We start from the raw sequence: 20244 nt of genomic DNA, 5'->3' as shown, positions 1-20244 counted from the left end.
GCTTGTCGAACGGGTGACGGCGGAGGGGACTTGTCAGACCATCTGACTCGTCTCAGTGAACTTTGACCGTTCTCGCTGAAGTTTGACCGGCTGCTGCTCTACGTTCGCGGCGGTTGGGCTTGCGAGGGGGCGGGACGACGGTGGCCACACCTGTACGGGCGTTCGGGGATGAGGCGCTTTCGGCGTTTGAGCTGGACTTTCTGAGGTCTGGAGAGCGTCTTCGACTGCCGTTGGGCAGGGCCTGGAACACACGCTTCGAGGAGGCGGAACCTGTACGTCCGTTCCGCTGGACGAAGGGCGAGAAGAGCTTCGCGGGCTGGTACTACGCGGTGACGGTCGGCGATCACGTGGGCTACGAGTCGTGGCTCGAGCGGGATCGATTGATCTTGCTGGACCGGGACCCGGAGGTCGTCGGGATCGGCTCCCAGCCGTTCTGGCTGCACTGGCACGACGGGCAGAGATCACGGCGTCACGCCCCTGACTACTTCGTACGGCTCGGTGACGGACGAGGCCGTGTGATCGACGTCCGCGCCGGCGACCGCATGGATGAGCGGACCGCGCAGGCCTTCGCGGCGACCCGCCTGGCCTGCGATGCGGTGGGCTGGGAGTTTCAGCACGTGGGCACGCCGGAGCCGGTGCTCATGGCGAACGTCCGGTGGCTGGCCCGCTATCGGCGTGACCGCTCCGGACGGCCGCCGGACGTCGCGGCCCGGCTGCTGGAGGTGTTCTCGGAGCCGTTGCCGTTGTGGGCCGGAGCCGAGCGGGTTGGTGACCGACTGCAGGTCCTGCCGGTGCTGTTCCACCTGCTGTGGTCCGGGCGGCTCGTGACGGATCTGGAGTCCGGGCTGCTGGGAACGGAGAGCCTGGTCAGCGCCGGGAGGGGAACACGGTGAGCAAGCTGCAGCGACCGCCTCGGATCGCGGTCGGGGACCGGGTCCGGTTCGACGGACAGATCCGCGCGGTGCTTGCCGTCTCGGCAGTGGCCCTGACCTTGACCGATGAGGAAGAGCCGTATCGCGCTGTCCCGTTGCTGAAGCTGTTCGACGCCGACGACTTCCAGGTCGTGGACACGCCGATGCGGATGCCGCTGCCGCCGGCTTCCCTGCTGGAGACCTTCCCCGAAGCGGTGATGGAGAAGGCCTTGTGGTGGGAGGGCCACATCCTGGAGGTGCTGCACGGTCTGCCGCCCGGAGCGGAGCCCGGCACGACGCCCCGGCCCGAATACGGGCCGGACCGGTCGGTGACCGCACGTCAGCGGTCCAAGGCCGCCGAACTGGCGGCCGCCGGGCACCCGGTGACACCCAGCACGGTCGCCCACCGCCGGCGCCGCTACCAGGAACAGGGGGTGATCGGCCTCGCCGACCACCGGCCGATACGCAAGACACCCCAGTTCGGCGAGGTCGACGAGGTGGTGGTCGCTGCGATGCGGCAGGCGATCGATGAGGCCGTCGATGCATCGACCCGCACGGGGACCTTCCTCCTCTGGAGGGTCGGAGAGATCCTCCAGAAGACCCCGGAAGGCCGGGCGGTGAAGCTTCCGTCCCGCGCGACGCTCTACCGGCTGCTGGCGAAACTGACCGCGGGCACCCACACCACCGGGTCGGCCACGACCCGTCGTTCCAAGGCCTACGGCGCCGAGGCTCCCCACGGTCAGCTTCCGGTCTTCGCGCCGGGCGAGATCATGCAGATCGACTCCACCCCGCTGGACGTGCTGGTCCTGCTCGACAACGGCGTCACGGGCAAAGTCGAGCTCACGGCCATGATCGATGTCGCCACCCGGACCCTGACCGCGGCGGTGCTGCGTCCGACCACGAAGTCCGTGGACGCCAGCGTGCTGCTGGCCCGCACCGTCACTCCTGAGCTGATGCGGCCGGGCTGGAGGGACGCGCTGAGCATGTCCCGTTCGGTGCTGCCCCACCGCCGCCTGCTGGCGCTGGACGAACGGCTGGAACACGCCGCGGCCCGGCCGGTGATCGTCCCGGAGATGATTGTCTGCGACCACGGAAGCGTGTTCATCTCGCGGAACTTCCGCTCCTCCTGCCGGTTCCTGGAGATCGAGTTCCAGCCGACGCACAAGGGTTCGGGGTTCGAGAAGGGCCACATCGAGAAGATGCTGGGCTCGGTGGCCACGCTGTTCGCGCAGTTCCTGCCCGGCTACACCGGCCGCAACACCGACCACCGCGGGCGCCACCTGGAGCACGAACGCCTGTGGTCCCTGCTCGAACTGCAGGAACTCCTGGACGAGTGGATCGTCGCCAAGTGGCAGAACCGCAAGCACGACGGTCTGCGCGACCCGTCCCACCCGGGCCGGCTGTTCACTCCGAACGAGAAGTACGCCACCCTGGTCGAGGCCTGCGGCTACGTTCCGATCGCGCTCAGCGGCGACGACTACGTCGAACTCCTGCCCGCGGAATGGCGGGTGGTCAACGAGTACGGCATCCGGATCAAGAACCGCACCTACGACAGCCCGGAACTGGGGCCGATGCGTCGGCAGGACTCCGGTGTCCGGGCCAAACGCGGCCTCTGGGAAGTCCACCATGACCCCTACGACGTCTCCCGGATCTGGGTCCGCAACCACCGTGGTCACGGCGAGTGGGTCCCGGCCACCTGGAAACACCTGAACCGGGCACCGGTCCCCTTCGGTGACCTGGCCTGGGACCACGTCAGCCATCAACTGCCCTGCGCCACCGAGGCGGAGATCGCCGACGCGGTCGCCGCCCTGCTCACCCGGGCCCACGGCGGCCCGCAGACCGAGCAGGACCCGAAGCCCGGCAAGCGCGACCGGCGGGTGGCTGCCCGCACGAAAGCCGCAGGTCCTCTCACCCCGGCACCCGTTGCCGGTGCTCAGACGGATCCCGAGGACGAAGCCGACCAGGGCGAGGACTCGATGGCCGAGGTGATCCCGCTCGGACTGTTCGACCCGCTCGAAGACCCCTGGAAACGCTCATGACGGCATCACCCGCTCTGCCCCAGGACTCCCAGCGGCACCTGACCACGATCGACGGCTGGCGCCGCTTCGTCGACGGGCCGCCGCCCCCGCCGCCCCGGCTCGACGATGCTCAGTACGACGCGCTCGGCGAGGCGGGCCAGGCCGCCTTCGACGAAGCCCGTCTCGATCATCACGGCCGTCTTCTGGTGGTCGCCACCTCGGCCGTCCGGCACACCGTCGCCACCGGCCGCCGCCTGGTCGTGCTGAACCGGCACGCGATCAGTGCCCGCCGGGGCCTGATCGTCTCCGGCCCCGCCGGCACCGGGAAGACCATCGCGATCACCCAGCTCGGTCTGTCCCACGAACTGCTGGACCGGGCCCGGCACCCCACCGCCACCGACCGCAAGCCGGTCATCTACGTCACCGTCCCGCCCGCCGCGACACCCCGCATGATCGCGGCCGAGTTCGCCCGTTTCCTCGGGCTGCCGGTGATGGCCCGCATGAACATCACCGACCTCATCGAGTCCGTCGTCGGTGTCTGCACCGACGCCCGCACCGGCATGATCCTGGTCGACGAACTCCACAACATCTCGCTCACCACCCAGCACGGCGCCGAAGTCGCCGACACCCTCAAGTACTTCTCCGAGCGGATCCCCGCGACGTTCATCTACGCGGGCATCGACATCGAGCACGGCAGTCTGCTGACCGGCACCCGTGGAGCCCAGATCGCGGGCCGGTTCACCCTGATCCCCACCCACCCCTTCCCTTACAACAGCGAATGGCGGGGCCTGGTCGCCACCATGGAGAAGACCCTCGCCCTGCGGCGGCACCAGACCGGCACCCTGAAGAAGCTCGACCGCTACCTGCACGACCGCACCGGCGGCATGATCGGCGCCCTCTCCCACCAGATCCGTGGAGCCGCGATCGACGCGATCTTCAACGGCACCGAGAAGATCACCAAGGCCGGTCTGAAGGCCGTCTCACTGGACGTCGCCGCCGAATCGGCTCAGTCCCGCGGGCCCAGGACCTCCCGATGACCCAGGAGAACATCCGCGTCCTGCCCTTCCAGGTCCGTCCCCGGGCCGGCGAAGGCGTCCGGTCCTTCATCGTCCGCCTGGCCCACGCCAACCATCTCCCGCCCAGCTACCTGCGAACCTTCCTCTGCGAACCGCCCGACCACCTGGGCCTTCCCAGCTGGACACGGCTGGCCGCCGCGACCGGCCGCGACCCGGAGATCCTTCTCACCACCCTGGAAACCAGGCGCTGCCTGGAGTGCGACGCGGAGATGCCGCCCTCCGACGTCATCGGACGCCGGAGCCTGCGCTGTTCCCAGGCCTGCCGAGAGAAGGCGCACCGGGAACGACATCCTCGCGCTGCCTCACTGAGAGCCTCCTGCCGGCAGTGCGGCAAGAGCATGAAGATCCAGCCCGGACAGCGCTACCGCCTGTGTTCATCCGCCTGTCGACGAGCCAACTACCTCAAGCACCAGCAGAAATGGTCAGCCCAAGCAGGCCCGGCAGATCCATCCGAACCACCCATCTGCCCCGTCTGCGGCGACCAGATGCTGACACCACGCCGGACATGTTCGGACCGATGCCGCCAGCGAGCACACCGCCAGCAACTCCGGCAGCCTCCTGCGAACCCATCTCCTCCACCGCCGCCGACAGCGCGGCCCGCGGCACCGCCGAAGCCACCCGAACCGGCACCCACACCGTCATCACGACCCTGCGAAGTCTGCGAAGGGCCGCTGCCACCAGGGCCTTGCCAGAAACAACGCCGGACGTGCTCACAACGCTGCAGGCAGAAGGCCTACCGCCAGCGCCGGTCAAACTCCGATGAGACGAAACAGCCCGTGGTCAAAGTTCAGTGAGACCGGTCGAACTTCCCTGAGACAGGTCACCATCGGAGACGACGGAGGGGCTTGTCACTCGAACTGTTCCGATATATCGTTGAGGCATCGCGACAGGTCAACGGTAGATCTGTGCTAGATCACGGAACAAATGGAGTGATGATCATGCACAACCACGGATTCGAGCGTGGACACGGACACGGCGGCCACCGGCACGGCCGGGGCGACGCCGACGGGCGGCGTGCGGCCTTCGGGCCCTTCGGTCCGGGCGGGCACGGTTTCGGTCCCGGCGGCCCCGGGGGCGGCTTCGGCGGTTTCGGTCCCGGCCCCTGGGGCGGGCGAGGGCGCGGCGGCCCCAGGGGGAGGGCGCGGCGCGGCGACGTACGGGCGTCGATCCTGGCCCTGCTGAAAGACCGGCCGATGCACGGCTACGAGATGATCCAGGAGATCGCCGAACGCAGCGGCGGTGCCTGGAAGCCCAGCCCCGGCTCGGTCTACCCCACCCTGCAACTGCTGGAGGACGAGGGACTGATCGCCAGTGAGAGCGAGGGTGGCAAAAAGCTGTTCTCGCTCACCGAGACGGGCCGCGCGGCGGCCGGGGAAGGCCCGGACGCCCCCTGGGAAGAGGCCTCGCGCGGCGTCGACTGGGAGGCCCTCAGTGAGATCCGCCAGGCCGGCTTCGGCCTGATGGAGGCCTTCGGCCAGGTCTGGAAGACCGGCGACAAGGAGCAGCGCGAGAAGGCGCTGACCGTCATCAACGACGCCCGCAAGAAGCTGTACCTCATCCTCGCCGACGAGGACTGACCCCGGCTGTGCGGCGGCGTCGGCGCCCCGTGGAGCGGTCCGCGGGGCGCCTCGCCGTGTCCGCGGACGCGCCACCAAGCGACGGTTCGGGCCGCCGGGTCGGGTCTGATCTCATCCGTAAGGAGGAGATCCTGGCCGGCGGCGTCCGCTCTGTGTGGGACGCGGAAATGGTTCCGGCCGGGGATGACCGGATCGCGGTGGGCTGATGGGGTAAGGGTGTGCACCACCCCATGCCCCGGCAGCAGGCCGGCGAAGACCCAGGAGTGGACGACGATGCCAGGCTCAGCGCCGAGCTGGCAGCGGTGGTCGCGGGCGCCCGCAGGCGTGCCGTACGGGACGGGGACCGGCAGGTCGACACCGCTCATCTGCTCCACTCGCTGCTGGAGTACGACCCCGAGGTGCGCGCCGCCTTCGACGGCGGCGAGCCGCAGGTCGCCCGGCTGCTCGGCTACCTCGTCCAGCGCAGCATCGGCTACGGCCTGCGCTGGCAGACCGCCGTCGAGGACTCCGGCGCGATCCCGGTGGTGACCGGGGTCACGGGCCACTCGCCGCCGGCCGCCACCGCGATGTCGTACGCCAGGGAGCGCGCGTCGTGCCGCGGCGACGGACCGGCCCGGGGCGTCGACCTGCTCGCCGGGATCGTCGTGGACCCGCGGTCGCGGGCCGTCGAGGTGCTGGAGCGCGCCGGGGTGGACGTGCCCGAACTGTTCCTGCGGATCGAGTACGGCCCCCAGGAGTGCCTCGGGGGTGCCGAAGCAGGCTGCTGACCGGCGCCCACCTCGTCCAGCCGATGATGAGACAGGAGTCATCGATGATGACGGTCATGTCGCCGCCTGTCATCATGTCCGGGTGCATACGTCAGCCGGCAGCCGGGGCAGCCACGGCAAAGGCATCGGGCTCGCGTTCGCGATCGGGTCGGCCGTCGCCTTCGGCGGACCGGGAGTCGCGGCCAAGCCGCTGATCGAGGCGGGCCTGGACCCGCTGCGCGTGGTGTGGCTGCGGGTGTCCGGCGCGGCCCTGGTGATGCTGCCGCTCGCCGCTCGCCGCTCGCCGCTCGCCGCTCGCCGCTCGCCGTGTGCTGCCGCACCGCCGCCCCGCACTGCTCGCCGGCTTCGGGCTGCCCGGCCGTCGCCGGTGTGCAGGCCTGCTGCTTCGCCGCGCTCTCCCGTGTCCCGGTGGGTGTCGCGCTGCTCGTGGGGTACCTCGCGCCCGCCCTGGTGCCTGGCTGGGTGCGGTTCGCGCAGCGCCGGCCGGTGGCGCGGGCCGCGGCGCTCGGCGTGGTCCTCGCGGTCGGCGGCCTCGCCTGCGTGGTCGAGGTGTGGGCCGGTCTCGGCTTCGACGCCCTCGGGCTGCTGCTCGCCCTCGGCGCCGCCTGCTGCCAGGTCGGCTACTTCGTCCTCTCCGACCAGGGCAGCGACTCCGGCGACGACGCCCCCGACCCGCTGGGCGTGATCGCCTGCGGGCTGCTGATCGGCGCCGCCGTGCCGACCGTCGTGGCCCGCCCCTGGGGCATGGACTGGTCGGTGCCGGCCGGCTCCGCGCACCTGGACGGGACCGCCGTCCCCGCCGGCGTGCTGGTGGCCTGGATCGTGCTGGTCGCGACCGTCGTCGCGTACGTCACCGGCGTGCTCCGCGGGCGGCTCTCCCCGCAGGTCGCCGGGTGGTGGCGTGCCTGGAGGCGGTCGTCGCGACCGTCCTGGCCCGGGTGCTGCTCGGTGAGCACCTCTCGGCGCCGCAGGTCGTGGGCGGTGTGATGGTGCCGGCCGGGGCGTTCGTCGCGCAGTCGTCGACCCCCGCGACGGGCTCGCCGGCACGGGTCACGCAGGGCGGGCCCGAGCGAGAGTTGTCCGCCCGGGGCACGGCCGCCTAGGGTGGCGATCATGCACACGGACGCACGCGTTCTTCCGCCTCCGGCCGCCTGAGGCGGGCCCCCGGACCTCCACGCCCGCGCCCGCGCGCCGGGCGGACCGGGGCTGCCCGCGGAAGACGTCCGTGGACCCCGCCGAGCGGCGGTCCTCCTTCCTCTTCTGCGCTGCTGCGCAACCGCGGAGAAACGCGTGTCCACTGTTGCTTCCGGCCTGCCCGTCGGGCGAGGCCTCCTGTATCTGATCGTCGCCGGTGCCGCCTGGGGCACCGCGGGCGCCGCCGCCGCACTGGTCTACCGCGCCAGTGACATGGGCTCCGTCGCCCTGTCCTTCTGGCGCTGCGCGGCCGGGCTGGTCCTGCTGCTGGCGGCCCGTCACCTGCGTCCACGGCCCGCCGCCGCCCCCGAGCCGCTCGCTCGCAAGGCGCTGCGGACCGGTGTCACCGGCCTGGGGCTGGCGGTGTTCCAGACGGCCTACTTCGCCGCCGTGTCCGCCACCGGCCTGGCCGTCGCCACCGTCGTCACCCTCGGCGCCGGGCCCGTGCTCATCGCGCTCGGCGCCCGCCTGGTCCTGCGGGAGCGGCTCGGCCGGGCCGGCGTCCTGGCCGTCGCCGGTGCGCTCACCGGCCTCGCGGTGCTGGTTCTCGGCGGCGGGGACACCGCCGTACGCCCGTGGGGCGTCGCGCTCGCCCTGCTGTCCGCCGCCGGGTACAGCGCGATGACCCTCTTCACCCGCTACTGGGGCCGTCACGGCGGCACCGACGCGTCGGGCACCGCCGTGGGGGCGTTCGCGGTGACGACCCTGTGCCTGCTGCCCTTCGCGCTGACGCAGGGCCTGGTGCCGCACACGGCCGAACCCGCCCAGCTGCTGTGGCTCCTCGCCTACATCGCGGCGGTGCCCACGGCCCTCGCCTACGCGCTCTACTTCGCGGGCGCGGCCGTCGTGCGGTCGGCCGCCGTGTCCGTGATCATGCTGCTGGAGCCGGTCAGCGCGGCGGTCCTGGCCGTCACCCTGCTCGGCGAGCGGCTCACGGCCGCGACGGTGGCCGGAACCCTGCTGATGCTGGGCTCGGCCGCGGGGCTGGCGGTGGCCGAGACGCGCGGCGCGCGGGTGGGGCCCGCGGTCGGCTGACCGCTCCCGGCGGGACGCGCGGGGGCGGCCCCCGGCTGCCTCACCGCTGGGTGAGGTAGCCGGGCAGTTCGGTGCCCGGCGCCAGGCCGGAGTCCGGGACCGGCGTCTCGTACCCCTTGCGCAGCGGGACCACGCCCGCCCAGTGGGGGAGCGCCAGGTCCTCGGGCTCGTCGATGACGCCGCCGGTGCGGAACTTGGCGGAGACCTCGTCGAGGTCGAGGCGGATGACGGCGGTGGCGGCCGACTCCTTCTTGTTCGCGGGCCGCGCGTCGCGCGAGCGGCCCGGCACCACATGGTCGACCAGCGCGTCCAGCGCCAGTTGCTTCTCGTCCGGGTCGGTGACGTCGTGGGCGAGGCCGTGCACCACCACGGAGCGGTAGTTGATCGAGTGGTGGAAGGCCGAGCGGGCCAGGATCAGGGCGTCGACGTGCGTGACCGTCAGGCACACCGGGAGGCCGGGCTCGGCCTTGCCGGTCATCCGCAGCGGGCGCGAACCGGTCGAGCCGTGCACGTAGAGGCGCTCGCCGACGCGGGCGTACAGCGTCGGCAGGACCACCGGCGCGCCGTCGCGGACGAAGCCGAGGTGGCAGACGTAGCCCTCGTCGAGAATGGCGTGCACCAGTTCCTTGTCGTACGACGCACGCTCCGGTGAGCGGGTCGGGACGGTGCGCTCGGTCGGGGTGTAGGCGGCGGGCGGCGCGGTCGTCTCCCGGGTCCCCTGCATGACGGTCTCCATTGCACTAGTGCATACTGGGCTTTGTGCTAGGAGACTATCCGATCAGTGGCCGGGGTGCGGCGGAGATTTCCGCGAGCGTGGAGCGAGCGGTGGCGACGGGCGCGCTGAAGCCGGGGCACCTGCTGCCGCCCTTGCGGGAGCTGGCCTCCCAGCTGGGCGTCAACCCGAACACCGTGGCGGCCGCCTACCGGATCCTGCGCGAGCGCGGGGTGATCGAGACCGACGGGCGGCGGGGCAGCCGGGTGCGGCACAAACCGGCCACCACCGGGCGCGACGAGATCGGGGTGGACGTACCGGAGGGCGTGCGGGACCTGTCCGCCGGGAATCCGGACCCGGCGCTGCTGCCGTCCGTGGCGGCGGCCTTCGCGACGGCGGCCGGGCGGGAGCCGGTGCTGTACGGCGAGGAGCCGGTGGAGCCGGAGCTGGCGCGGCTCGCCCGGGCCGGGCTGGACGCCGGGGGCGTGCTCGCGGGCCCCGTCGCGGTGACCTCCGGTTCGCTGGACGCCGTCGAGCGGGTCCTGGCGGCCCATCTCAAGCCCGGTGACGCCGTCGCGGTGGAGGACCCGGGGTGGGGCGGCCTGCTCGACCTGGTCCCGGCACTCGGGCTGCGCACCCTCCCCGTCGCCCTGGACGACGACGGACCGCTCCCCGAGGCGGTGGACCGCGCCCTGGCGGCGGGCGCCCGGGCCCTCGTCGTCACCGACCGCGCGCAGAACCCGACCGGCGCCGCGCTGAGCGCCGCACGCGCGCGTGCCCTGCGCTCGGTGGTCCGGCGGCATCCGGCGACCCTGCTGATCGAGGACGACCACGGTCACGGCATCGTCGATCTGCCCCTGAACCCCCTGGCCGGTGTCACCCCCCACTGGGCCTTCGTCCGCTCGGCCGCCAAGGCCTACGGCCCCGACCTGCGGCTCGCCGTGCTCACCGGGGACGAGGTGACGCTGGACCGGGTGCGCGGGCGGCAGCGGCTGGGGCCCGGCTGGGTCAGCCGGATCACCCAGCGGGCGGTGGCACGGCTGTGGGCCGAGGGCGCGGTGGACCCGGCGACGGTGGCGGCGGCGTACGGGCGGCGCCGGGGCGCGCTGATCGGCGCACTGGAGCGGCGGGGGGTGCCGGCGTGCGGGCGCAGTGGCCTGAACGTCTGGATCCCGGTCCCGGACGAGACCGCGGCCGTCGCCCGCCTGCTGCACGCCGGGTGGGCCGTCGCCCCCGGCGCCCGCTTCCGGATGAGTGCCCCGCCCGGCATCCGGGTCACCGTCGCCACGCTCACCGGCGCCGAGGCGGAGCCGCTGGCCGACGCGATCGCCGCTGCCGTCCGCCCGGTGCCGGTGCGCAGCTATGTGTAGGGCATGCAGGTGCGTTCAGGTGCGTGGAGGTGCGTGGAAGTACGTGTAGGTGCGTGCAGGGCGGGGCCCGCCACGGCGCCGGGCGGTGCGCGGCACGCCGGTGCCGACGGGTGGGCGTGCCGCTGGGCCGGCCGGTGGGTCGGGTATGGGGCCGGGCGTGCCGGACGTAGGTCCAGCCGATCGGATAGCTGAGCGAGGCCGGCAGGGCCAGGGCCGTGCCCGTGGGGTCGACGCCGGTGCAGCCCTGCCAGGCGCCGAGCACCGTCAGCACGCCGAGGAAGCCCAGGCCCAGGCCGGCGACCCGGATCCGGGTGGGGCGGTCCTCGGAGAGGGCGACCAGGGACAGGACCATGCCCCCCAGCGGCGACGTTGCGTTGCGGATGCCGGCCAGGGTGGACGGGATCGTCAGCTCGGCGTGGGCGAACAGGGAGAACGAAAGGGCGCTGAGCAGCAGCGCCGCGACCGTCAGATGGGCCCAGGTGCGCCCGCCGCGCGGCAGCCGCCGGCGCATGAGCACCATCGCCGCCGCGAGCACCGCCGTACCGAACACCAGCCGGCCGAGGGTCACCTGGAAGGGGGCGTACCCGTGGTGCCCACCTTGATGAGCAGGAAGCTGAAGCCCCAGACGAGGGACAGGGCGGCGAAACGGACCCTCCAGTCGACCGTGCGGCGGGGGGCGGCCGACCGGACAGGAGTGTGGGTGGCTCTGGTCATGGCAGTGGTCACGAAAGCCACGTCGGAGGAGAACCATCTCGTAGAACATGCGAGATCTCGCCCGCTGTATTTCGTAGCATCGCTTACATGTTGAGCCTGGACCGCCTCCGCACCCTCGATGCTCTCGCGCGGCACGGCTCGGTCAGCGGCGCCGCCGAAGGACTGCACATCACGACCTCGGCCGTCTCCCAGCAACTGGCCAAGCTGGAGCGCGAAGTCGGCCAGCGGCTGCTCGCCAAGCACGGGCGGGGCGTGCGGCTCACCGACGCCGGCCGGCTGCTCGCCGAGCATGCGGCGCGCATCCTGTCGCAGGTCGCGCTAGCCCAGTCCGACCTGGAGGCGCAGCGCGGACAGGTCGCCGGCGAACTGCGGCTGTCGGCGTTCCCGACCGCCGCGCGCGGACTGTTCCCCACCGCCCTCGCCACGCTGCGCGCCGCCCACCCCGGGCTGCGGCTGCGCACCTGCGAGCTGGAGCCGGAGCGCGGCATCCAGGGCGTGGTGCGCGGCGACCTCGATCTCGCGGTGGTGCTCGACTGGTACAACAAGCCGATGGCGCTGCCCGACGGCCTGGTCAAGGCGGCGATCCTGGACGACCCCGCCGACGTGGCGGTGCCCGCCGGGCACCCGCTGGCCGGCCGGGACGAGGTCGACCTCGGGGAGTTCGCCGAGGACGAGTGGATCACCTGGGGACAGGGCGAGTTCTGCCACGAGTGGCTGATGTTCACCCTGCGCTCGCGCGGCGTGGAGCCGATCGTCGGCCACCGCGCCGCCGAGACGCACACCCAGCTCGCCCTGGTCGCCGCCGGGCTGGGCGTGTGCGTCGCCCCGCTGCTGGGCCGCCACCCGGTGCCCGCCGGAGTCGTCACCGTGCCGCTGAGGCAGCGGGTGCGGCGGCACGTCTACGTCGTCTGGCGGGCGGACGCCGACCGGCGCCCGTCGATCCGGGCGGCGGTGGCCGCGCTGCGGGCGGCGGGGGAGAGCGTCGGCTGACCGCGGGCTACAGCGACCCGAGCTTGCGGAAGTCCCAGGAGACCGTCTTCGACGGCGTGAGCCGCATCCAGGCGTGCCGCCCGTCGTGCGGCATCTCCTCCAGCCCGAAGTTCTTGCGGGCGAACAGCGTCTCGGGCACGTCGAGTTCGGCGCACAGCTCCCCGGTGCGCGGGATGTCGCCCACGAACTCGACGGTGCCGGACAGCTCGACGCCGCGCAGTTCGCCGTACTCCTCGCCGGTGTCGACCACGACCGCCACCCGCGGGTCGCGGCGCAGGTCGGCCCACCGCTTGGTGCGCACCACGGAGTACAGCCACATCGACGTGCCGTCCCAGGCGAACCACAGGGTGGACACGTGCGGCGCGCCGTCGGCCGACACGGTGGCGACCCGGCAGGTGCGCTGGCCGGTCAGAAACTCGTCCAGCTCGCCGGGCGTCATCATGATCTTCCGGCCCCGGCGCTGAGTGGCTGTCATACGCGGTCCTCGGCTTCCTCTCGGCAACTCGGCAACTCGGCGACTCGGTAACTCGACAAACCCGACAGATCCACAGATCCACAGATCCACAGAGTTACAGATCCACAGAGTTGCAGATCCACGGATCCACAGATCCACAGATCCACAGATCCACAGAGTTACAGAACGGCAGATCGCAAGATCGGCACCTGACGGTACGTCGCCGGGAACGGGCCGTCCCGCCGCGCGGCGCCTGGGTGGTCGATCTCACTCGCTCCCGCACCACCGGCCCGGTGCCGGCCGGTGCCGCCGCGGGGGTGCCCGCCGACCGCACCCCCGCGGTGGTCCGGCCCGCCCCCGCGCTGGTCGCCACGGTCGCGACCACGGGCGAGGTGCGGCGGCCGCCCGCCGCCGGGCGGTCAGACGAGGCGGATCTCGTCGCCCGCCACCGTGATCCGCTCGGCGGCCAGCGGCTGGGTCGCCGGACCCTGGGTGACGCTGCCGTCGGTGGCGGAGAACCGGCTGTCGTGACAGGGGCAGATGATGACCCCGTCCGTGACGTCCTTCACCGCGCAGCCCTGGTGGGTGCACTTGGCGGAGAACGCCTTGTACTCGCCCGCCGTCGGCTGGGTGACCACCACGTCCCCGAAGATCTTCCCCCCGCCCTCGGGGACGTCGGACACCTTGCCGAGGATGGTACCGGCGGCGGCCTCCGCGCCGCCCTCGGAGCCCGCCTCCGCGCCGCCCTCGGAGCCGGCGCCGGACGAGTCGTCCCCCGACCCGCACGCGGTCAGTGCGACGGCGAGCCCGGCGGCCCCGGCCGCCGCCATGACGGTACGACGGGCCGGCCCCGGCTCGGTGTGAAGTGATGCGCTGGTCATGCTGACGTTCCCTTCTGCGGACATTGAGCGATCTCCATCCTGACCTGTTCAGCAGTACGGCCGTTGGACGGCCGGAGTTCAGCCGCCGCGACGAACTTCACCCGATCGGGCCCGGGACGGGCCGCCCCGGGCCGCGAGCAGCCCGCGGCGGCCCGGACACGGCGGTCTCGGGCCCCCTCCGGCGGCTCCCAACACCCCAGTAACCTGGGGCGATGCTCAAGGAAGCCATCGCGACCCGCTACATCGCGCCGCTGCGCGAGGGCGGATCGCTGCCGGGACTCGTCGAGACCGACGACTTCGGGACGTACGTGATGAAGTTCACCGGTGCCGGGCAGGGGCGCAAGACGCTCGTCGCGGAGGTCGTCTGCGGCGAGCTCGCCCGCCGGCTCGGCTTCCGGGTGCCCCGCCTGGCGGCCCTCGGCCTGGACCCGGTGCTCGGGCTCGGCGAACCCGACCCGCAGGTGCAGGACCTGCTCCGGTCCAGTGCCGGGACCAACCTCGGCATGGAGTTCCTCTCCGGCGCGCTCGGCTTCGACCCGCTCGCCTTCCCGGTGAGTCCCGCGGAGGCCGGGCGGATCGTCTGGTTCGACGCCCTGATCAACAACGTGGACCGCTCCTGGCGCAACCCCAACCTGCTGATGTGGCACGGCGAGCTGTGGCTCATCGACCACGGCGCCACCATGATCTGGCACCACAACTGGCCCGGCGCCGCCGCCTCCGCCGCCCGCCCGTACGACGCCCGCGACCACGCCCTGCGCACCTTCGGGCCGGACGTCGCCGCGGCCGCCGCCGCGCTCGCGCCGCTGGTCACCGCGGACCTGCTGGCCGAGGTCACCGCCGAGATCCCGGACGCCTGGCTGACCGGCGAACCCGGCTTCGGCACTCCGGACGACCTGCGCCGCGCCTACGCCGAGCCGCTGCTCGCGCGCGCCGCCGTCATCCACGACCGCATCGAGGGGACCGCATGAGCGAGCGTCACATCACCCGGGCCGGCCAGGGCGGTGGCCGGGACGTCTTCGAGTACGCGCTGCTGCGGGTCGTCCCGCGCGTCGAACGCGGCGAGTGCATCAACGCCGGCGTGCTCGTGTACTGCCGCGCCAAGGCGTACGTCGGCGCCCGCACCCACCTGGACGAGGCGCGACTGCTGGCCCTCGACCCGGACGCGGACGTGGCCGGCGTACGGGCCGCGCTGCGCGCGGTGGAGGGCGTCTGCGGCGGCGGGGCGGCGGCCGGGCAGGCGGCGGACGACGACGCCGGACGGCGTTTCCGCTGGCTGATCGCGCCCCGCTCCACGGTCGTCCAGCCCGGGCCGGTGCACACCGGGCTGACCGTCGATCCGGCGGCCGAGACCGAACGGCTGCTCGACCTGCTGGTGCGGTGATGGAGCACATGCACCCGATGGGCCGTTGACACCGGGTGCCAGGGCTTCTAGCGTCACGTCTGCGGAAGGTACTAAGCGGTCGCTCATCGGAGAGCGTCCCGCTGGGCCGCATCCCAAGGGCGAGGAGAAGCAGCAATGTCCACCACTGAGCAGCGGGTCGCAGTCGTCACCGGTGCCGCGCGCGGCATCGGCGCCGCCACCGCCGTACGCCTGGCGGCCGAGGGCCGCGCGGTCGCCGTGCTCGACCTCGACGAGGCCGCCTGCAAGGACACCGTGGAGAAGATCATCGCGGCCGGCGGCAAGGCCGTCGCGGTCGGCTGCGACGTCTCCGACGAGGCGCAGGTCGAGGCGGCCGTCGCCCGGGTCGCCGAGGAGCTCGGCGCGCCGACGATCCTCGTCAACAACGCGGGCGTGCTCCGCGACAACCTGCTGTTCAAGATGAGCGTCTCCGACTGGGACACCGTCATGAACGTGCACCTGCGCGGCGCCTTCCTGATGTCGAAAGCCTGCCAGAAGCACATGGTGGACGCCGGTTTCGGCCGCATCGTCAACCTCTCCTCGTCCTCCGCGCTCGGCAACCGCGGCCAGGTCAACTACTCCGCCGCCAAGGCCGGCCTGCAGGGCTTCACCAAGACCCTCGCCAAGGAACTCGGCAAGTTCGGCGTCACCGCCAACGCCGTCGCCCCCGGCTTCATCGCCACCGACATGACCGCCGCGACCGCGGAGCGGGTCGGCATGGGCTTCGAGGACTTCAAGGCGGCCGCCGCCTCGATGATCCCCGTCCAGCGGGTCGGCGAGCCCGACGACATCGCCAACGCCATCGCCTTCTTCACGGGCGACGCGGCCGGCTTCGTCTCCGGCCAGGTGCTGTACGTCGCCGGCGGACCGCTCGACTAGGGGACACGGACATGACTGAACTGCCCGCACTCTCCGGCAGGGCCGCCCTCGTCACGGGCGGCAGCCGCGGCATCGGCCACGGCGTCGCCGAGGCGCTGGTGGCACGTGGTGACCGCGTCTGCATCACCGGCCGCAACGAGGACGCCCTGAAGGAGGCCGTCGAACGACTCGGCGCCGACCGGGTCATCGGCGTCGCCGGCAAGGCGCACGACCTCGACCACCAGGCCGTCGCCGTCGAGCGCACGATGGAGGCCTTCGGCCGGGTCGACTACCTCGTCAACAACGCCGGGACCAACCCGGTGTTCGGGCCGATCGCCGACCTGGACCTGGACGTCGCCCGCAAGGTCTTCGAGACCAACGTCGTCTCGGCGCTCGGCTTCGCCCAGAAGACCTGGCACGCTTGGCAGAAGGACAACGGCGGCGCCATCGTCAACATCGCCTCCGTGGCCGGCCTCTCCGCGTCGCCCTTCATCGGCGCCTACGGCATCAGCAAGGCCGCCATGATCAACCTGACCCTGCAACTGGCGCACGAGTTCGCGCCCGGGGTGCGGGTCAACGCCATCGCCCCGGCGGTGGTGAAGACCAGGTTCGCGCAGGCCCTGTACGAGGGCCGGGAGGCGGAGGCCGCCGCGGCCTACCCGCTGGGCCGGCTCGGTGTGCCCTCCGACATCGGCGGCGCCGCCGCGTTCCTCACCTCGGAGCAGGCCGACTGGATCACCGGCCAGACGCTCGTCGTCGACGGCGGCATCTTCCTCAACGCCGGGGTCGCCTGACCGGATCAGGCCTCGGCGGACGGGGCGCCCGACCCCGTCAGGCCCTGGCGGACCGGGGCGCCGGTTCCGTCGGCGGTGGTCGCGTGACGCGGCCCCGCCGCCGGAAACGGCGCCCCGGTCGACATGTCGTCGCCGTGACGGCCGATGACAACGTCGTCAAACATAAAGTGATCACTCTCCTCGTGTACGCACGTTTCAGGCCGTCTGCGCCTGCGATAAGGTCTGCCGACCCTTGGGACGGCAGATCGAGGAGCGTGCGCGTGTTCAACCGGAACCGAAGCCTGCGGCAAGTGGCGGCGATCGCTTCCATATCCTTGCTGTCCGGGTGCAGCGTGTTCTCGGACGGCGACCCCGCCGAGGCGGGGCCGATCGTCGTGGGGACCACCAGTGCCCCCAGCACGCTGGATCCGGCCGCCTCCTGGGACGGCTCCTGGGAGCTGTTCCGCAACATCTACCAGACGTTGCTGAGCTACCCCACCGGCGCCACCTCGCCCCAGCCCGACGCCGCCCAGAGCTGCGAGTTCACCGACGCGAGCAACCGGGTGTACCGCTGCGAACTGCGCGAGGGGCTGACGTTCTCCGACGGCGACGCGATCGACGCGCAGGCCGTCAAGCACTCCGTCGACCGGATCCTGGCCATCAACGCCCCGGGCGGTCCCGCCGGTCTGCTGGGCAGCCTGGACCGGGTGCAGGCGCGCGGCGACCGCGAGGTCGTCTTCCACCTGAAGACCGCCGACGCCACCTTCCCGTTCGTGCTCGCCACCCCGGCCCTGTCCGTCGTCGACCCCGACGACTACCCGGCCGACGCCCTCCGCGAGGACAGCGGGGTGACCGGATCCGGACCCTATGTGCTGGACTCCTACGAGGAGGGCGCGCAGGCCGAACTGGTCCGCAACGACCGGTACGAGGGCTTCGCCGAACGAAGAAACGACGCGGTCACGATCCGCTACTTCAAGGACTCCGCCACGATGGTCCAGGCCCTGCGCGCCCAGGACATCGACGTGACCTACCGCGGCCTCGCCGCCGACGACGTCGTCGCGCTCCAGGGCGAGGACGCCGACGACACCCTGCAACTGGTCGAGGGCGCGGGCGCCGACATCAGCTACCTGGTGTTCAACCCCGAGGACGAGTGGGCCGGCCGGACGGCCGTGCGCCGGGCCGTCGCCCAGGTGGTCGACCGCGCGACCATCGCCCACCGGATCTACAAGGACACCGTGGACCCGCTGTACTCGATGGTCCCCAAGGGCATCACCGGCCACACCACCGGCTTCTTCGACGACTTCGGCGACCCCGACCCGGACAAGGCCCGCGAGATCCTCGCCGAGGACGGCATCACCGAGCCGGTCCCGCTCACCCTGTGGTACACCAACGACCGCTACGGCTCCGAGACCGCCGTCCTGTTCCAGGAGCTCAAGCGGCAACTGGAGGAGTCCGGTCTGTTCCGGATCACGTTGAGGAGCAGGCCGTGGAAGACGTTCGTCGACGGCTACCAGAAGGGCGAGTACCCGGTGTTCGGGCGCGGCTGGTTCCCCGACTTCCCGGACGCCGACAACTACATCGCGCCCTTCGTCGGCGAGCAGAACGCCCTCGGTACGCCCTACCCGGAACCCGAGATCACCGGGAAACTGCTGCCCCGCTCCCGCCGCGAGAGCGACCGGGGCCAGGTCGAGGCCGACTTCGAGGAGGCCCAGGAGATCCTGGTCCGGGACGCACGGCTGCTGCCGCTGTGGCAGGGCAAGCAGTACGTCGCCGCCAGCGACGAGATCTCCGGCGTCGAGCGCGCCCTGGACCCGTCGACGATCATGATGGTGTGGGAGCTGTCCCGCAAGACCAGCTGGTGAGACGGCCCGTGGCCGCCGTTGTCAGTGGTCACCGGTAGGTTCTGTGAGCAGGAACCGACCGCACACCGTAAGGAAGTTGACGTGACCGACATCGCCGTGCTGCCCGAGTCCTGGCGCGGAGTCCTGGGCGACGAACTGCACAAGCCCTACTTCAAGGAGCTGACGGAGTTCGTGGAGGAGGAGCGGGCGAAGGGTCCCGTCTACCCGCCGCGCGAGGAGGTCTTCGCGGCGCTCGACGCCACGCCGTACGAGCGGGTGAAGGTCCTCATCCTCGGCCAGGACCCGTACCACGGCGAGGGGCAGGGCCACGGCCTGTGCTTCTCGGTCCGCCCCGGGGTCAGGACGCCGCCCTCGCTGCGCAACATCTACAAGGAGATGCAGCAGGAGCTCGGGCTGCCGGTCCCGGACAACGGCTATCTGATGCCCTGGGCCCGGCAGGGCGTGCTGCTGCTCAACGCGGTGCTCACCGTGCGGGGCGGGGAGGCCAACTCGCACAAGGGCAAGGGCTGGGAGAAGTTCACCGACGCGGTGATCCGCGCGGTGGCCGAGCGGTCCGACCCGGCGGTGTTCGTGCTCTGGGGGGCCTACGCGCAGAAGAAGCTGCCGCTGATCGACGAGACCCGGCACGTGGTCGTGAAGGGCGCCCACCCCTCGCCGCTGTCGGCGAAGAAGTTCTTCGGTTCCCGCCCGTTCACGCAGATCAACGAGGCGATCGCGCGGCAGGGACACGAGCCGGTGGACTGGACCATCCCGAACCTGGCCCGGCCGGCCTGACCTGGGCGGCCCCGCCCGGCCGGCGACCGGCACGGGCCGCCCCCGCGGGTCGGCCCCGCCTCGCCCGGAATGCCGGCGGCGGCCGTTAGCGTCGGCACGGACGGGACGTCGGCGAGTGCGCGGAGGACTGCGGTGGCGGAACGACAGGAGCAGGCGGCGCCGGATGCCGTGATGACACGGATCGGGCAGGTCGTCATGTTGCACCACGCGGGCGACCGCGAGGAGGCCCGGCACCGCTTCCTGCGGCTGTGGACGGAGATCGGCGAGGACGGCGACGCCCTGCACCGCTGCACGCTGGCCCACTACATGGCCGACACCCAGGACGACCCCTCCGACGAACTGGCCTGGGACCTGCGGGCCCTGGGCGCCGCCGAGGAACTGACCGACGAGCGTCTCGCGGCCCACGGGGGCGCCCCGGCGGACGGGGACGCGCCCGGGCCGGGCGCCCTGGCGGTGCGGGCCCTGTACCCCTCCCTGCACCTGAACCTGGCCGCCGACTACGTCAAACTCGGCCACGCGGACGCCGCCCGTACACATCTGCGCCGGGCCCGCACGGCGGCGGACGCCCTCGCCGACGACCCCTACGGGGAGGGGGTGCGGGCCGCCATCGGGCGGCTGGAGCTGCGGCTCGGTGAGGACGACCGGCCGGGCGGCGGCCAGTGGCGACCACCTCGCCAGCGGCCCTGACGGGCGACGGGCCACCGGAGAGGGTGCCGGGGCGCGCGGCTCGGCGACCTCCGCCGGCTCGCGGGCGGCCGGGCGGGGCGGGCGGCCTGCGGCGTCCCGGTCGTACGTGGTCGTGTCCGGGCGGCCTGCGGCGTCCTGGTCGTACGTGGTCGTGTCCGGGCGGCCTGCGGCGTCCTGGTCGTACGTGGTCGT

19 protein-coding genes and 2 pseudogenes are annotated in these 20244 nt (G+C 72.4%); 16 read left to right on the top strand and 5 right to left on the bottom strand.

Going from position 1 to position 20244, the window contains the following annotated elements:
* Positions 1-230: 230 nt before the first annotated feature.
* The 7 genes and pseudogenes from ACFF45_RS27640 (at position 231) to ACFF45_RS27610 (ending at position 8578) form a co-directional block, all read left to right on the top strand.
* The gene (locus ACFF45_RS27640) at positions 231-893 is read left to right on the top strand and encodes a TnsA-like heteromeric transposase endonuclease subunit (protein ID WP_381349307.1); all 663 of its coding nucleotides are present in this window, start codon (positions 231-233) and stop codon (positions 891-893) included.
* Positions 890-2950 (top strand): Mu transposase C-terminal domain-containing protein, encoded by a 2061-nt coding sequence (locus tag ACFF45_RS27635; RefSeq protein ID WP_381349306.1) that lies wholly within the window; start codon positions 890-892, stop codon positions 2948-2950. The genes ACFF45_RS27640 and ACFF45_RS27635 overlap by 4 nt, the downstream gene beginning before the upstream one ends.
* On the top strand, positions 2947-3966 hold the full coding sequence (locus ACFF45_RS27630) for an AAA family ATPase (protein WP_381349305.1): 1020 nt from the start codon (positions 2947-2949) through the stop codon (positions 3964-3966). The genes ACFF45_RS27635 and ACFF45_RS27630 overlap by 4 nt, the downstream gene beginning before the upstream one ends.
* Before the next feature lie 977 nt (positions 3967-4943).
* Positions 4944-5582 carry a PadR family transcriptional regulator gene (locus ACFF45_RS27625; RefSeq protein WP_381349304.1) on the top strand — a complete coding sequence of 213 codons (639 nt, stop codon included), beginning with the start codon at positions 4944-4946 and terminating at the stop codon, positions 5580-5582.
* A 230-nt stretch (positions 5583-5812) separates the two neighbouring features.
* The gene (locus ACFF45_RS27620; protein WP_381349302.1) at positions 5813-6349 is read left to right on the top strand and encodes a Clp protease N-terminal domain-containing protein; all 537 of its coding nucleotides are present in this window, start codon (positions 5813-5815) and stop codon (positions 6347-6349) included.
* Positions 6350-6431: 82 nt separating this feature from the next.
* Positions 6432-7452, top strand: a pseudogene (locus tag ACFF45_RS27615) (EamA family transporter).
* 187 nt (positions 7453-7639) lie between these two features.
* On the top strand, positions 7640-8578 hold the full coding sequence (locus tag ACFF45_RS27610; protein WP_381349301.1) for a DMT family transporter: 939 nt from the start codon (positions 7640-7642) through the stop codon (positions 8576-8578).
* A 40-nt stretch (positions 8579-8618) separates the two neighbouring features.
* Here the strand turns inward: ACFF45_RS27610 and ACFF45_RS27605 are convergent, their stop codons facing one another.
* Positions 8619-9302, bottom strand: a complete 684-nt coding sequence (locus ACFF45_RS27605) for a pyridoxamine 5'-phosphate oxidase family protein (protein WP_381349324.1) — start codon at positions 9300-9302, stop codon at positions 8619-8621.
* A gap of 35 nt (positions 9303-9337) precedes the next feature.
* Here ACFF45_RS27605 and ACFF45_RS27600 point away from each other — a divergent pair, with 35 nt between their 5' ends.
* On the top strand, positions 9338-10660 hold the full coding sequence (locus ACFF45_RS27600) for an aminotransferase class I/II-fold pyridoxal phosphate-dependent enzyme (RefSeq protein ID WP_381349300.1): 1323 nt from the start codon (positions 9338-9340) through the stop codon (positions 10658-10660).
* Between the two features lie 160 nt (positions 10661-10820).
* Here ACFF45_RS27600 and ACFF45_RS27595 read toward each other — a convergent pair.
* Positions 10821-11374 (bottom strand): annotated as a pseudogene (locus ACFF45_RS27595) (EamA family transporter); the annotation flags it as partial.
* Positions 11375-11461: 87 nt separating this feature from the next.
* Here ACFF45_RS27595 and ACFF45_RS27590 point away from each other — a divergent pair.
* Complete coding sequence (locus tag ACFF45_RS27590) at positions 11462-12364, top strand: LysR family transcriptional regulator (protein WP_381349299.1); 903 nt, start codon at positions 11462-11464, stop codon at positions 12362-12364.
* 7 nt (positions 12365-12371) lie between these two features.
* On the opposite strand, the gene ACFF45_RS27585 is transcribed toward ACFF45_RS27590, so the two are convergent.
* The gene (locus tag ACFF45_RS27585) at positions 12372-12839 is read right to left on the bottom strand and encodes a pyridoxamine 5'-phosphate oxidase family protein (protein WP_381349297.1); all 468 of its coding nucleotides are present in this window, start codon (positions 12837-12839) and stop codon (positions 12372-12374) included.
* Positions 12840-13237: 398 nt separating this feature from the next.
* Positions 13238-13699 (bottom strand): Rieske (2Fe-2S) protein, encoded by a 462-nt coding sequence (locus ACFF45_RS27580; protein ID WP_381349296.1) that lies wholly within the window; start codon positions 13697-13699, stop codon positions 13238-13240.
* Positions 13700-13911: 212 nt separating this feature from the next.
* On the opposite strand from ACFF45_RS27580, the gene ACFF45_RS27575 reads away from it, so the two are divergent.
* From ACFF45_RS27575 to ACFF45_RS27560, 4 genes are all read left to right on the top strand, one after another.
* The gene (locus tag ACFF45_RS27575) at positions 13912-14667 is read left to right on the top strand and encodes a HipA family kinase (protein ID WP_381349295.1); all 756 of its coding nucleotides are present in this window, start codon (positions 13912-13914) and stop codon (positions 14665-14667) included.
* Complete coding sequence (locus ACFF45_RS27570; RefSeq protein WP_381349294.1) at positions 14664-15080, top strand: DUF3037 domain-containing protein; 417 nt, start codon at positions 14664-14666, stop codon at positions 15078-15080. Before ACFF45_RS27575 ends, ACFF45_RS27570 begins: the two co-directional genes overlap by 4 nt.
* 135 nt (positions 15081-15215) lie before the next feature.
* A complete protein-coding gene (gene fabG / locus ACFF45_RS27565) occupies positions 15216-15977 on the top strand; it encodes a 3-oxoacyl-ACP reductase FabG (protein ID WP_381349293.1) in 762 nt (253 codons plus the stop codon).
* An 11-nt stretch (positions 15978-15988) separates the two neighbouring features.
* Entirely contained in the window at positions 15989-16750 is a 762-nt protein-coding gene (locus ACFF45_RS27560) for an SDR family oxidoreductase (RefSeq protein ID WP_381349292.1), read from the top strand.
* 5 nt (positions 16751-16755) lie between these two features.
* On the opposite strand, the gene ACFF45_RS27555 is transcribed toward ACFF45_RS27560, so the two are convergent.
* On the bottom strand, positions 16756-16914 hold the full coding sequence (locus ACFF45_RS27555; protein WP_381349290.1) for a hypothetical protein: 159 nt from the start codon (positions 16912-16914) through the stop codon (positions 16756-16758).
* Positions 16915-17010: 96 nt separating this feature from the next.
* Between ACFF45_RS27555 and ACFF45_RS27550 the strand changes: the two genes are divergently transcribed.
* From ACFF45_RS27550 to ACFF45_RS27540, 3 genes are all read left to right on the top strand, one after another.
* Complete coding sequence (locus tag ACFF45_RS27550) at positions 17011-18591, top strand: ABC transporter substrate-binding protein (protein WP_381349289.1); 1581 nt, start codon at positions 17011-17013, stop codon at positions 18589-18591.
* Between the two features lie 81 nt (positions 18592-18672).
* Entirely contained in the window at positions 18673-19365 is a 693-nt protein-coding gene (locus tag ACFF45_RS27545; RefSeq protein ID WP_381349287.1) for a uracil-DNA glycosylase, read from the top strand.
* Positions 19366-19497: 132 nt separating this feature from the next.
* Positions 19498-20052, top strand: a complete 555-nt coding sequence (locus ACFF45_RS27540) for a hypothetical protein (RefSeq protein WP_381349286.1) — start codon at positions 19498-19500, stop codon at positions 20050-20052.
* The last annotated feature ends 192 nt before the right edge of the window (positions 20053-20244 follow it).

This window comes from Streptomyces cinereospinus, assembly GCF_042430725.1.
In the GTDB taxonomy this organism is placed as follows: Bacteria; Actinomycetota; Actinomycetes; order Streptomycetales; family Streptomycetaceae; genus Streptomyces; species Streptomyces cinereospinus.
This window is presented reverse-complemented; position numbering and strand designations above follow the sequence as displayed.